This window comes from Blastococcus saxobsidens DD2 (assembly GCF_000284015.1).
Lineage (GTDB): Bacteria > Actinomycetota > Actinomycetes > Mycobacteriales > Geodermatophilaceae > Blastococcus > Blastococcus saxobsidens_A.
The window spans coordinates 879,712-892,748 of the sequence record NC_016943.1 but is presented as its reverse complement, the minus strand read 5'-3'; the positions used below and the strand labels follow the sequence as shown (position 1 = coordinate 892,748).

Sequence of the window (13,037 nt, the reverse complement as noted above, 5' to 3'; positions counted from 1 at the left end):
GCCCGGCCTCAAGCACGCGCCGGGAGCCGCCGATCGCACCCCTCAGGCCCATCGACGGGGAGGTGCGGATGGCGCGGACCGCAGCCGGTCACGGCCCGGCCTCGCTACGCGCCCGGGTCCTGCGGGAGGCGGCGGTGGTCGCCGTGCTGACCATCGCCTTCGCCGTCGCGGCCATCCGGTGGAACTGGCCCGGGGAGCTCGGCGGGCCGGCCGACGACATCGTCCTGGTCCTGGCCTTCTCCCACCTGCTGATGATGGTGTTCGGAAAGCGCCGGTCCGACGAGCTCAAGGCCGAGGTGGTCTCCCGCCGGGAGGCCGAGCAGCAGCTCCGCCACCGGGCGCGCCAGCTCCCTCACCGGCCTGCTCAACCGGGCGGCGCTCACCGAGGAGCTCGCCACGGCCCTCGACGAGACGCTGGCGGGGGGCCCGCCGACCGCGGTGGTGCTGCTGGACCCCGACCGGTTCAAGGAGGTCAACGACACGCTGGGCCACCACGTCGGCGACACGCTGCTCCGCTCGGTGGCCCAGCGACTGACCGACGAGCTGCGCGAGGGAACCGTGCTGGCCCGGCAGGGCGGCGACGAGTTCGTGCCGGTGCTGCGCGACTGCAGCGGTGAGGAGGCCGTGCAGGTGGCCGGCCGGACCCTCGACGCCATTCGCAGCCCCTGCCAGGTCGAGGGGCTGACCCTGGAGGTGGACGGCAGCTGCGGGGTCGCCGTCCACGGGACCAGCGCCACGGATCTGCTGCGGCACGCCGACGTCGCCATGTACGCCGCCAAGGCCGACCACCTGGGGGTCGCGGTCTACGTCCCGTCGATGGACGCCGACGCCGCGGCACAGCTGAGCCTCTCCGGTGACCTGCGCCGGGCCATCCGGGACGGCGAGCTGGTGGTGCACTACCAGCCGCGGGTGCGGCTGGACGACGGTCGGGTGGTGGGCGTCGAGGCGCTCGTGCGCTGGCAGCACCCCGAGCGCGGATTGATCCCACCCGACCAGTTCATCCCGCTCGCCGAGCAGACCGGGCTGGTCCGCCCCCTCACCGAGGCCGTGCTCGATCAGGCGCTCACCGACTGCCGGCGGTGGCGGGACGACGGCCTGGACCTGGTCGTGGCGGTCAACCTCTCCGCCCGCAGCCTGCTGGACCCCTGCCTGGCCGACCAGATCGCCGGGCTCCTCCGCCGGCACGGTCTGCCCGCCTCGTGCCTGGAACTGGAGATCACCGAGAGCGCGGCCATGAAGGATCCCGGCCGTGCGCTCGAGGTGCTGCAGGAACTCCGGGGGTGGAGACCCGCGCGACCTGGGCGGAACTCGGCCGGCTGGGGTGCGATGTCGCCCAGGGCTACTGGCTGGCCCGGCCGCTCCCGCACGCCGCCGTCGCGGGATCCGTGGCCGAGCTCGAGGACCGGCCGGCCCGCTCGCACCCGGGCCGACCACCGGGCAGGAAGACGCCCCGACCGGAAGACTGCCGGACGTGGGCCTCCTGCGCGCGACCGATCCGGCCGTCCTCGCCGGTGCGCCGTTCACCTACGCCGAGGTGGGGGCGACCGGCGACGCCGCCCTGCCCGTGGGCTACCACCACGCCGAGCACCGGACGGTCGTCGGCTCGGGACGCGCGGCGTTCGAGCGCGCCGCGGCCGCGGTGTTCGACTGGCGGGCCCAGCGCGGGGTCGGGCTGCGGGTGTGCGCCGACGGCCCGGCGAGCACGCCGGGGACCGTCGTGGTCCTGACGGCGGGGCTGCCCCGGCTGGGCTACGACATCCCCTGCCGGGTGGTGTGGGCCGGGACCGACGGCGACGAATGCGGGTTCTCCTACGGCACGCTGCCCGGCCATCCCGAGAGCGGTGAGGAACGGTTCACCGTCCGGCTGACCCCGGACGGCGACGTCCACTACGAGATCCGGGTGTTCTTCCGCCTGGCCTCCCCCGCCGCCCGGCTGGCCGGACCGCTGGGCCTGGCGCTGCAGCGGCTGGCGACCGCCAGGTACGGGGCAGCGATCCGCCGGGCGGCCCGGGGCTAATCGCCCTCGGCGACGGCCCTGCGCTCCAGGTCGATCAGCTCCTTGCTGCGGACCAGCCGCAGCGCGGTGACCACCAGCAGGCCGCCGGCCATGTTGAGCAGTGCCGTGTACCAGAACCAGGCCAGCCAGTCGCCGTAGCCGAGCGGCCCGCCGGCGTGGATGCCGGCGAAGATGATCAGCGAGTCGAGGATCGAGTGGAACAGCATCAGCCCGGCCAGCACGAAGGCACCGGCGACGGCGGCGACGATCTTGCCGGCCTCGCTCTCGGCGCCCTGCTGCATGCGGGTCATCAGGGTGATCGAGCTGCCGGCGAGGAACGCCAGGCAGATCGACTGCAGGTCCAGCGGCGCGTCGACGAAGGTGCGGGCCGACTCGACGGCCGTCGCCCGGAGGTCGGGCAGCGCCTGGACCACCAGCCACATGACCAGCCAGCCGCCCACCAGGTTGGTGACCAGGGTGCCGCCCCACAGCTTGGCCAGCTGACGGCTGCTCGCCCGGCCGGCCACGACGGCGGTGACGGGCACCAGGAAGCCCTCGGTGAACAGCTCGCTGCGGGCCAGCAGCAGCGCGATGAAGCCGACGCTGAAGGCCAGCCCGGCGAGCAGGTGGCTGCCCGTCTCGGCGTAGACGGCGAACAGGACGAGCACGCCCACGCCGACCTCGAGCCCGCCGGCCAGCCCGGTGGTGAGCACCTCGCGCCAGGTGCGGTGCAGGCGCTGGGCCCCCTGGCTGACCATCCGGTCGAAGGCCTCGGTCACCTCGTCCTCGACCGGGGCGTCGGTGTGGCCCAGCTCCTCGCGGGTGTGATCCACGGCCACGGTCTCTCCTCGGATGGCAGGACGCCGGAGCCCAGGCCGGCGATGCGTCCCGGGCGCTCTACCCATGGGCGTCCCGTGCACACCGACCGCCCAGGTGGCGTCGGTCATGGCTCGAGCGGAGGAGGTCCTGGCGGGTGTGGAGCCTCCTGACCTCCGCCGCCACGGTGTCACGCGGCCGTAGTCTCGGGCTGTGGACGCCGACCACGGCCCGGGGCCGGTCACGCTGCACCTCTGGGGCGTGCCGGGTCGCTCGGTTCCGTTGGCGGTGTGGCGCTTGGCCGCGGACCGCCGGTCGCTGCGCCGGACGCCCGGGCTGCGGTTCGCCAAGCTGCTGGGCACCGGCGCCGGCCGGACGTTCACCCCGCGGGACGCCGACCCCCGACGCTGGGCCCTGCTCGCCGTGTGGGACGACGAGGCCACGGCCACCGCCTTCGACGACGGCCCGGTCGTCACCCGCTGGCGGCGGATCGCCGACGAGGAGTGGACGGCGCGACTGCGCCCGCTGGCCGCCCGGGGGCGCTGGAGCCGCCGCCAACCGTTCGGCGATCCCCGGCCGCAGCGCTGGGACGGGCCGGTGGCCGCGGTGACCCGGGCTCGGCTCACGCCGACGAGGACGCTGACCTTCTGGCGCGCCGTCCCGCCGGTGGCGGTGGACCTGCACCGGAGCCCGGGGCTGCGTCTCGCGCTGGGCATCGGGGAGGCGCCGATCGGGCTGCAAGGCACCTTCAGTCTGTGGGAGTCGGCAGCGGCGCTCAACGCCTTCGCCTACCAGCGGGCTCCCCACGCCGCCGTCGTGGACCGCACCGCGGCGGAGCGCTGGTACGCCGAGGAGTTGTTCGCCCGCTTCGCGGTGCTCTCCGGCCGGGGAACCGTCGGAGGCCAGGATCCGCTGCCGACCCGGGACGTCGTGGCGTGACCCGGCAGCAGGTGCTGCTACCGGTCCGGCCCGACCACGAGCGGAGGTGGACGCGGTAGGCGCGGCCCCGTCCTGGCGGGAACGAATGTCAGCCGCTGGGGCCGAACTGCTCCACCCGGATGGCCGCCGCCGGGATGCCCAGCGTCTCGAGCAGACGGGTGGCCGCGCCGGCGAACGCCGCCGACCCGCACACGAAGGCGGTCTGGCCGGGCTCCCACAGCGGCACGAGATCCTCCGCGGTGAGCCGGCCGGCGGGGCGGATGCCGCTCGGCTCCCGGGTGGTGGCGAGCAGCGCGCCGGCGTTCCGCAGCTCGTCGGCGTAGGGCAGCAGCTCCAGCGTGCGGACCGAGACCGCGATGCGCAGCAGGTCGGTGCGCCCGAGGGCGCGTGCGGTGCGCAGCATCGACACGAACGGGACGACGCCGCTGCCGCCGGCCACCAGCAGCGCCGGGGTCACGCCGTCCCACACGAACCAGCCCCCGATCGGGCCCCGGATCTCGAGCACGTCGCCGGGCTCGACGACGTCGGCGAGGTGGGTGGAGACCTCGCCGTCGTCGAGCCGTTCGACGAACACCTCCAGCAGCGGGTCGCCGGGCGCCGAGGCGACCGAGTACGAGCGCTGCGCGGTGTAGCCGTCGGGCGCGGTGAGCCGGACGACGTAGTGCTGGCCGGGCAGGTGGTCGACCCGGTCGGTGACGTCGAGCCGCAGCTGGACCGAGCGCGGCACCGGGCGACGGACCCCCGCCACGGTGGCGGTGCGCCAGCCGCCGCTCGGCGCGCCGGCGACCCCGGCACCCAGTACGGCACCGTCCCGAGGCTCGCCCCGAGCGTGCGAGGGGTGAGGAGGAGGGGGTCCGCCGTCAGTCACCCTGGTACCGCTGCTGCCGCCACGGGTCCCCGCGGTCGTGGTACCCGTTCTGCTCCCAGAAGCCGGGCTGGTCGCGCGCCAGCAGCGAGAGCTTGCTGATCCACTTGGCGCTCTTCCAGAAGTACAGGTGCGGCACGAGCAGGCGCACCGGCCCCCCGTGCTCGGGGGTCAGCGGCCGGCCGTCGAACTCCCAGACCAGCCAGGCCTTGCCGCCGGTGACGTCGGCCAGCGGCAGGTTCGTGGTGTAGCCCGTCTTCGATGTCGCCATGACGAACTGCGCCTCAGCGGTCGGCCGGGCGGCCTCGAGCAACGTGTCGACGCTGATCCCGGAGAAGCGGGTGTCGAACTTCGACCAGGTGGTGACGCAGTGGATGTCGCCCCGGTACTCCGACGGCGGCAGTCGGTGGACCTCGTCCCAGGACCAGGTCGTGGGGTTCGCCACCCTCCCGTCGACGGTGATGCTCCAGCTGCCCGGGGTGATGCGCGGGGTCGGCTCGGCGGTGAGGATCGGCCAGTCGGCGCCGACGTCGTACTGGCCGGGCGGAAGGCGGGGGTCGCGCTCGCGCCGGCGACCGAGGAAACCGCGGGTGGGGGTGGGCACGGGACGCATCCTCCCCCGGCCGGACGGTGCTCGACCAGCGCAGGACCGCCCGGGGAGCCTGTCCGGCCGGCAGTCGGTCGCTGCTTCCGAGAGGAAGCTGGGGCCGACGTCGCCCGCACGGGGAACGGGGCGCTGACGTGCGCGGGAGCCACCCAGGAGCACGCTGACCTGCGGTGAGGGCACCCTTACATGAGGTGTGTCACCTCGTGTTGGCTTGGTGGCGAGCGCGGTGTAGTCCTAGCGTGGTCAGTTGTGGTGACGGTGACGCACGCGCAGCGCAGGACCCCGAAGGTTGCGAAGACCAACTCGGTCTTCAAGAAGGCCGTGATGGCCATCAGCGGCATCATCATGGTGCTGTACCTGATCGCGCACGTGGTCGGGAACCTGAAAGCCTTCTCCGGTGCGGAGGCCTTCAACTCCTACTCCGGCTGGATCCGCACGGTCGGCAACCCGGCGATCCCCGGGGCGACCGCCCTCTGGATCATCCGGCTCGTACTGCTGGCCGCGGTCGTGGCCCACTTCTGGGCCGCCGTCTCGCTGTGGCGCCAGGCCAAGCGGGCGCGCCCGGAGGGATACGTCACCAAGAAGGCGGTGGCGCAGAGCTACGCCTCGCGCACCATGCGCTGGGGAGGCGTGATCATCCTGGCCTTCATCATCTACCACATCCTCGACCTCACCACCGGCACGGTGAACGCCGAGGGCTTCGACAGCACGCCGTACGAGCGGCTGGTGGCTAGCTTCCAGAACCCCTTCGTCACGCTGTTCTACGCGATCTCGGTCATCCTGCTCGGCATGCACCTGCGGCACGGCATCTGGAGCGCCACGCAGACCCTCGGCCAGAGCAACCGGCGCCGGGAGAAGACGGTCAACTACTTCGCCCTCGGGTTCGCCACCCTCCTCACGCTCGGCTTCCTGCTCGTGCCCTTCTCCGTCCTCTTCGGGCTCATCGACTAAGGAGCTCCACCGATGCCTCTCGAGCTTTTCAACGTCGGCGAGCCGATCGCCGACACCAAGGCCCCCCGCGACGTGCCGATCGGTGAGCGCTGGAGCGAACGGCGCTTCCGCGGCCGCCTGGTCAACCCGGCCAACCGCCGCAAGCTGACGGTCATCGTCGTCGGCACCGGCCTGGCCGGCGGCGCGGCCGCGGCCACGCTCGGCGAGCAGGGCTACAAGGTCAAGTCGTTCTGGTACCAGGACAGCCCGCGCCGCGCGCACAGCGTCGCCGCGCAGGGCGGCATCAACGCCGCCAAGAACTACCGCAACGACGGCGACAGCGTGCACCGGCTGTTCTACGACACGGTCAAGGGCGGCGACTTCCGCTCCCGCGAGAACAACGTGCACCGGCTGGCCGAGGTCAGCGTCAACATCATCGACCAGTGCGTGGCCCAGGGCGTGCCCTTCGCCCGTGAGTACGGCGGCCTGCTGGACAACCGCTCGTTCGGTGGCGCCCAGGTGTCGCGCACCTTCTACGCCCGGGGCCAGACGGGCCAGCAGCTGCTGTACGGCGCCTACCAGGCGCTGGAGCGGCAGATCGCGGCCGGCAACGTCGAGGAGCACGCCCGCCACGAGATGCTCGACCTCATCGTGGTCGACGGCCGCGCCCGCGGCATCGTCGCCCGTGACCTGATCAGCGGCGAGATCAGCACGCACTTCGCCGACGCCGTCGTCGTCGCCAGCGGCGGGTACGGCAACGTCTTCTACCTCTCGACCAACGCCAAGGGCTCCAACACCACGGCGATCTGGCGGGCGCACAAGCGGGGCGCGTACTTCGCCAACCCCTGCTACACCCAGATCCACCCGACCTGCATCCCGGTCAAGGGCGACTACCAGTCCAAGCTGACCCTGATGTCGGAGTCGCTGCGCAACGACGGCCGCGTGTGGGTGCCCAAGGAGCGCGGCGACGACCGCGACCCGCGCGAGATCCCCGAGGCCGACCGCGACTACTACCTCGAGCGCATCTACCCGGCGTTCGGCAACCTGGTGCCCCGCGACATCGCCTCCCGCCAGGCCAAGAACGTCTGCGACGAGGGCCGCGGCGTGGGCCCCGGCGGGCTCGGCGTCTACCTGGACTTCGGGGACGCCATGGAGCGGCTGGGCCGCCCGGCGATCGAGGCCAAGTACGGCAACCTCTTCGACATGTACGCCCAGATCACCGGCGAGGACCCGTACGAGACGCCGATGCGGATCTACCCCGCCGTCCACTACACGATGGGCGGGCTCTGGGTCGACTACGACCTGCAGTCGACGATCCCCGGCATGTTCGTGATCGGCGAGGCCAACTTCTCCGACCACGGCGCGAACCGCCTGGGCGCCAGCGCCCTCATGCAGGGTCTGGCCGACGGCTACTTCGTGCTCCCGGCCACGATCAGCGACTACCTGGCCGACGGCCCGTTCGAGAAGGTCGACGACAGCCACCCGGCTGCCCTGGAGGCGCTCACCGGTGTGCAGGAGCAGACCCAGCGGCTGCTCACCATCAACGGCACCCGCACCCCGGCGTCCTTCCACCGGGAGCTCGGCCGGCTGATGTGGGACCTGTGCGGCATGGAGCGCACGGAGGAGAGCCTGCGCAAAGCCCTGGACCGGATCCCCGAGATCCGCCAGGAGTTCTGGACCGACGTGAAGATCGGTGGCGACTGGCACTCCTTCAACCAGACGCTCGAGCACGCCGGCCGGGTCGCCGACTTCATCGAGCTCGCCGAGCTGATGTGCGTCGACGCGCTGCACCGCAACGAGAGCGCCGGGGGACACTTCCGCGCCGAGAGCCAGACCCCCGAGGGCGAGGCGCTGCGCGACGACGAGAACTTCGCCTACGTCGCGGCCTGGGAGTGGACGCCGGAGGGTCAGCCCCCGGTGCTGCACCGCGAAGACCTCGAGTACGAGTACGTCCACCTCGCCCAGCGGAGCTACAAGTGACGATGACCCACGGTGCCACCCGGGCCGGCGACGAGCAGACCGGCAAGCGCGGGATGAACCTGACCCTGCGGATCTGGCGGCAGAAGGGCCCGTCGGTCAAGGGGAAGATGGTGACCTACAAGGTCACCGACATCTCCCCGGACATGTCCTTCCTCGAGATGCTCGACGTGCTCAACGAGCAGCTGATCCTGCAGGGCGACGACCCGGTGGCCTTCGACCACGACTGCCGCGAGGGCATCTGCGGCATGTGCGGCGTCATGATCAACGGCCAGGCGCACGGTCCGCAGCAGACGACCACCTGCCAGCTGCACATGCGGTCGTTCAAGGACGGCGACTCGATCGACATCGAGCCGTGGCGGGCCACCGCGTTCCCGGTGATCAAGGACCTCGCCGTCGACCGGCGGGCGTTCGACCGGATCATCCAGGCCGGCGGCTACATCAGCGTGCCCACCGGCACCGCTCCGGAGGCGCACGCCACCCCGGTGCCGAAGGCCGACTCCGACGCCGCGTTCGACGCCGCCACCTGCATCGGCTGCGGCGCCTGCGTGGCGGCCTGCCCGAACGCCTCCTCGATGCTGTTCACCGCGGCGAAGGTGACGCACCTGGGGCTCATGCCGCAGGGCCAGCCGGAGCGCAACGACCGCGTGGTGAACATGGTCGCCCAGCAGGACCTCGAGGGCTTCGGTGGCTGCACCAACATCGGTGAGTGCTCGGCCGCCTGCCCGAAGGGCATCTCGATGGAGACCATCTCCCGGCTCAACCACGACCTGCTCGGCGCGCTGCGCGCCGGGGCCCGCCCCAAGAGCTGACGAAGGACCCCGTCCTCCTGACCCCTGGCTTGGGCTGAGGCTCGGAACGGACCGCCGGCACGGGCGGGCATCCGCCACGGATGCCCGCCCGTTTCCATCGGCGGGTCAGCCGACCGGCAGCGGCGCCCGCTCGTGCAACCACCGCCATAGCTGGTTCGGCGGAAGCAGCGGGCTCACGTGATACCCCTGGACGGCGTCGCACTGCCATGGCCGGCAGCGCGTGGATCGATCGTCACCTCCACGCTGCATCTGGCGCACGCCCTGGCCTTGGACCTGGTCGCGGAGGGCGCGGGGGGACGCGGGGATGCGGCCACCGTCGCCGCGCTGGCCGGGCTCGGCGATGAACGTGAGTTCAGCGGAGCCGGTTCCGTATCGCACGTCAGCGCTGGTCGTCACCCGCGATGCCCGGCTGCCTCGTCGGAGCGACGGGGGACACACCGCAACGCTTCGGGGCAGCGCATCGGCGCGCCGGTGGCGCGGGCCGACCAGCCCGGACGGGTGACAGACCGTTCAGCTCGCGCGCCGGCGAGCCGACAACCGATCGGATCAGCGTCCGGGTTCGAGCGAGCGGAGGGACAGCCGTGGACATCGAGGCGACCACACCGCGAGCACCCGCCGGCGGGCTGGGCAGACGGGCGCGCACGCTGTGCCTGGCGGTGCTCGTCGCCGCGCTCTTCGGCCTGGCGGCACTCCTGGCACCCGCCCTCCTGGGCCGTGCCCCGTTCATCTCCGGGATCGACGTGCCCTGGTGGGCGATCGCGATGGCCTTCGCCGTCACCGAGGCGTTCGTCCTGCACATCCAGACCCGCCGCGAGGTGCAGACCATCTCGTTCAGCGAGATCCCGCTGGTCCTGGGGATGTTCTTCGCCGCGCCGCTGGCGGTCGTGGCCGGGCGGGTGGTGGCCGGCCTGGTCGCCATGCTCGCGTACCGCCGCACGTCACCGTCGAAGATCCTGTTCAACCTCGCGCTGCTCGCCGGTGAGACCAGCCTGGCGATCGCGCTGTTCCACGCGATCGCACCCGGCAGCGGCTTCCCGGGACCGGCCACCTGGCTGGCGGCCTACGTGGCCACGCTCGCGGCCGACATCCTCGCGGCCGTCTCCATCAGCGTGGTCATCGTCGCCCACGACGGCGGGGTGAACCTGCGGGCGCTGCTCTCCGACGCCGGCTCGCTCGTGGTGCCCCTGATCGGCACGACCCTGGCCCTCATGGCCGTCCTCACCCTGACCGCGTCGCTGACGGCCGGGTGGCTGCTGGCGGCCTGCGGGGCACTCCTGCTGCTGGCCTTCCGCAGTTACGCCTCCCTGGCCGAGCGGCACCTGAACCTCGAGCGGCTGTACCGGTTCAGCCAGTCGGTGAGCGCGACCGCCGAGGCCGGTGACCTGCTGGCCGACGTGCTCGCCGAGGCCCGGGACCTGCTGTCCTGCGAGCAGGCCATGATCGTCCTCGCGTCCACCGCGGAGGGCACGGTCACCCGGGTGAGCCTGGGTCCCGCCGGAGAGCTGCGCCGCCACCAGGACGAGGATGCGACCTCGGCCTGCTGGGTGACCGACCTGGTGGCCCACGGCGGCCGGCCGCTGCTGCTGCCCCGCGGCACCCGCGACCCGCAGGCCCGCAGGCAGCTGGCGTCCCTCGGGATGCGGGATGCGGTCGTCGTCCCGCTCAGCGGCTCCGCCGACCTCACCGGCGCCCTCGTGGTGGGCGACCGGCTCGGTGACGTGCGGACCTTCGACGGTGACGCCGTCCTGCTCCTGGAGACCGTCGCCAACCACGCGGGGGTGGCGCTGCGCAACGACGAGCTGATCGGCCGCCTGCGCTACGACGCCCTGCACGACGCCCTGACCGGGCTGCCCAACCGCACCCACCTGCAGCGCGCGGTGACCGCCGCGCTGGCGGAGGTGGCCGCCGGCCGGGTGACCGGGGCGTCGGTCATGATCCTGGACCTCGACGAGTTCAAGGAGGTCAACGACACCCTGGGCCACCACCAGGGCGACGCGCTGCTCGTCGAGGTCGCCACCCGGCTCACCGCGGCCGTCGGCCCGGCGGGCTCGGTGGCCCGGCTGGGCGGCGACGAGTTCGCCGTCCTGCTCCCCGCAACCGCCGATGAGGACCACGCCTTCCGGATCGCCCGCGCCCTCCTGCGGGCGCTCGAGCAGCCGGTGCCGCTGGAGGGCCTGGCCATCGAGATCGGGGCCTCGATCGGGATCGCGCTGGCTCCGGCGCACGCCTCGGACACGGCGGCACTGCTGAAGTGCGCCGACCTGGCGATGTACGACGCCAAGTCCTCCACCGGCGGCATGCGCCTCTACGAGCCCGACCTGCACGCCACCAGCCCGCGGCGGCTGACGCTGGTGTCCGAGCTGCGCGCCGCCCTGCACGACGGCTCGGTCGTCGTGCACGTCCAGCCCAAGGCCGAGCTCGCGTCGGGCCGGGTCGTCGGCGTGGAGGCCCTGGTCCGCTGGGAGCACCCCGAGCGCGGCTGGGTGCCGCCGGACGACTTCGTGTCCGTGGCCGAGCGCAGCGGCCTCATCGGGCTGCTCACCACCCGGGTGCTCGACGCCTCGCTGGCCGCGTGCGCGCGGTGGCGGGCGGACTGCCACGACCTGGGCGTCGCGGTGAACCTGTCCACCCGGAGCCTGCAGGACCCGGCGCTGATCGACGAGGTCACCGGGCTGCTGCTGCGCTACGGCGTCCCGGCCCACCGGCTCACGCTGGAGGTGACCGAGAGCTCGGTCATGGCCGACCCGGGCCGCGCCGTCGCGCTCCTGGACCAGCTCCGCGCGCTGGGCGTCCGGCTGTCGATCGACGACTTCGGGACCGGGTACTCGTCGCTGTCCTACCTGCAGCGACTCCCCGTGCAGGAGGTCAAGATCGACCGGAGCTTCCTCTCCGCCCTGCGCGGCGACGGCGAGAACGTGGCGATCGTGCGGGCCATCGTCGACCTCGGCCGGCACCTGGGGCTGGACGTCGTCGCCGAGGGCGTGGAGGACCAGGCGACCTGGGACCTGCTCCGGTCGATGGGCTGCCACCTGGTGCAGGGCTGGCACCTGGCCCGGCCCATGCCGGCCGAGGAGCTCCCCGGCTGGCTGGCCGGCCGTCGATCCGCGCCGGGCCGGCACGGTCTGCGCGTGGTCTGACCCCGGGTCACCGAGCGGGAACGGGCGGCATGATCCGCTCGACGACGTCGGCCGGCATCAGCCCGGCCTTGCCGAACCGGCTGGCCGCCTCCAGGAACTGCGGTGCCGAGGCGGCCAGCTCGACCAGCATCTCGCGGGCGGCGTCCTCCCGGCCGGCCAGGGCGGCGACGACGGCCCGCCACATCAGCTGGTCCGGCTCGGTGACCGGGTCCATCGGGCGCAGCAGCTCCAGCTCGCGGTCGGCGGTCACCGGGTCGCCGTCGATGGCCATCTGGAACGCGCGGACGACGTCCTGGTAGCGGGCGCGGGTGACCGTGAGGTCCGCCAGCGCCCCGAGCGGGTCCGGCGAGTCGTCCACCCGGAGGTCGACCACCATGTCGTGCCAGGGCCGGCCGGTCGTGGTGGCACGGATGACGATGATCGCGGCCGACCGCCGCCCCCGGAAGTCGCCGCCCGCCTCCTCCCCCGCCACCAGCGCGCTGAGCAGCCGCTGCGCCAGGGGGCCGGCCGACCCCTCGAACCGCTCGACCATCGCCTCCCACACCGCCGGCGAGCTGGCCATGTTGGCCAGGGCCACGCAGTTGTCCCCCTCCAGGTGACCGGCGTCGTCGACACAACTCGTGCCGGTGTAGGCCGCGAAGTCACCGGCGACCCCGAGCACGGCGACCTGCCGGCGCTCGGGCTGCGGGTCGACGCTGCTGAGCGCCGTCAGCACCTCCTGGGCGGTGAACCCACCCTGCAGCAGGTCCAGGCCGACCGAGCCGTACATCGGCTCGGCCATCGACTGCGTGGCGATCACCCCGTGGCCGGGCAGGGCGAAGGGGACGCTGTTGCCGACCGCGAAGGCCTGGGACTGGGTGGCGACGCCCATCTCCCCGGTCCCCGGGTCGCGGGCCACGATCGAGTAGGTCACCGGCGCGAGCTACCCGCGGCTCCCCGGGTGCCGAAACACCGGGCG

The 13,037-nt window shown here is 73.0% G+C and carries 11 protein-coding genes and 1 pseudogene; 7 read left to right on the top strand and 5 right to left on the bottom strand.

Annotated elements, in window-relative coordinates:
- Window positions 1-104 precede the first annotated feature (104 nt).
- On the bottom strand, window positions 105-335 hold the full coding sequence (locus BLASA_RS04230) for a hypothetical protein (protein ID WP_166486467.1): 231 nt from the start codon (window positions 333-335) through the stop codon (window positions 105-107).
- 25 nt (window positions 336-360) lie between these two features.
- Between BLASA_RS04230 and BLASA_RS26490 the strand changes: the two are divergent.
- Both BLASA_RS26490 and BLASA_RS04220 read left to right on the top strand, forming a co-directional pair.
- Window positions 361-1,266 (top strand): annotated as a pseudogene (locus BLASA_RS26490) (putative bifunctional diguanylate cyclase/phosphodiesterase); the annotation flags it as partial.
- 205 nt (window positions 1,267-1,471) lie between these two features.
- Window positions 1,472-2,017, top strand: a complete 546-nt coding sequence (locus tag BLASA_RS04220) for a DUF1990 family protein (protein WP_051004824.1) — start codon at window positions 1,472-1,474, stop codon at window positions 2,015-2,017.
- On the opposite strand, the gene BLASA_RS04215 is transcribed toward BLASA_RS04220, so the two are convergent.
- Window positions 2,014-2,835: a formate/nitrite transporter family protein gene (locus BLASA_RS04215; protein WP_014374778.1), complete on the bottom strand. Its 822-nt coding sequence runs from the start codon at window positions 2,833-2,835 to the stop codon at window positions 2,014-2,016. The two genes, BLASA_RS04220 and BLASA_RS04215, sit on opposite strands and share 4 nt — an antisense overlap.
- A gap of 190 nt (window positions 2,836-3,025) precedes the next feature.
- Between BLASA_RS04215 and BLASA_RS04210 the strand changes: the two genes are divergently transcribed.
- On the top strand, window positions 3,026-3,751 hold the full coding sequence (locus tag BLASA_RS04210; RefSeq protein ID WP_014374776.1) for a hypothetical protein: 726 nt from the start codon (window positions 3,026-3,028) through the stop codon (window positions 3,749-3,751).
- 88 nt (window positions 3,752-3,839) lie between these two features.
- Here BLASA_RS04210 and BLASA_RS04205 read toward each other — a convergent pair whose 3' ends face one another.
- Together BLASA_RS04205 and BLASA_RS04200 are read right to left on the bottom strand one after the other, a co-directional pair.
- Window positions 3,840-4,478 carry an FAD-binding oxidoreductase gene (locus BLASA_RS04205; RefSeq protein WP_014374775.1) on the bottom strand — a complete coding sequence of 213 codons (639 nt, stop codon included), beginning with the start codon at window positions 4,476-4,478 and terminating at the stop codon, window positions 3,840-3,842.
- Between the two features lie 133 nt (window positions 4,479-4,611).
- Window positions 4,612-5,220 (bottom strand): sulfite oxidase-like oxidoreductase, encoded by a 609-nt coding sequence (locus tag BLASA_RS04200; protein ID WP_014374774.1) that lies wholly within the window; start codon window positions 5,218-5,220, stop codon window positions 4,612-4,614.
- Window positions 5,221-5,475: 255 nt separating this feature from the next.
- Between BLASA_RS04200 and BLASA_RS04195 the strand changes: the two genes are divergently transcribed.
- From BLASA_RS04195 to BLASA_RS04175, 4 genes are all read left to right on the top strand, one after another.
- Window positions 5,476-6,174 carry a succinate dehydrogenase cytochrome b subunit gene (locus BLASA_RS04195; RefSeq protein WP_231839548.1) on the top strand — a complete coding sequence of 233 codons (699 nt, stop codon included), beginning with the start codon at window positions 5,476-5,478 and terminating at the stop codon, window positions 6,172-6,174.
- Between the two features lie 12 nt (window positions 6,175-6,186).
- Window positions 6,187-8,133: a fumarate reductase/succinate dehydrogenase flavoprotein subunit gene (locus BLASA_RS04190; RefSeq protein WP_014374772.1), complete on the top strand. Its 1,947-nt coding sequence runs from the start codon at window positions 6,187-6,189 to the stop codon at window positions 8,131-8,133.
- Window positions 8,134-8,135: 2 nt separating this feature from the next.
- Window positions 8,136-8,942: a succinate dehydrogenase/fumarate reductase iron-sulfur subunit gene (locus BLASA_RS04185; protein ID WP_014374771.1), complete on the top strand. Its 807-nt coding sequence runs from the start codon at window positions 8,136-8,138 to the stop codon at window positions 8,940-8,942.
- A 581-nt stretch (window positions 8,943-9,523) separates the two neighbouring features.
- Entirely contained in the window at window positions 9,524-12,079 is a 2,556-nt protein-coding gene (locus BLASA_RS04175) for a putative bifunctional diguanylate cyclase/phosphodiesterase (RefSeq protein WP_014374770.1), read from the top strand.
- 7 nt (window positions 12,080-12,086) lie between these two features.
- Here BLASA_RS04175 and BLASA_RS23285 read toward each other — a convergent pair whose 3' ends face one another.
- The gene (locus BLASA_RS23285; RefSeq protein WP_014374769.1) at window positions 12,087-12,992 is read right to left on the bottom strand and encodes a DUF1028 domain-containing protein; all 906 of its coding nucleotides are present in this window, start codon (window positions 12,990-12,992) and stop codon (window positions 12,087-12,089) included.
- Window positions 12,993-13,037: the final 45 nt, after the last annotated feature.

Bases quoted from the DNA above. Each gene is read 5' to 3' on its own strand.
- BLASA_RS04190 (WP_014374772.1), top strand. From the start codon at position 6,187: ATGCCTCTCGAGCTTTTCAACGTCGGCGAGCCGATCGCCGACACCAAG.
- BLASA_RS04185 (WP_014374771.1), top strand. From the start codon at position 8,136: ATGACCCACGGTGCCACCCGGGCCGGCGACGAGCAGACCGGCAAGCGC.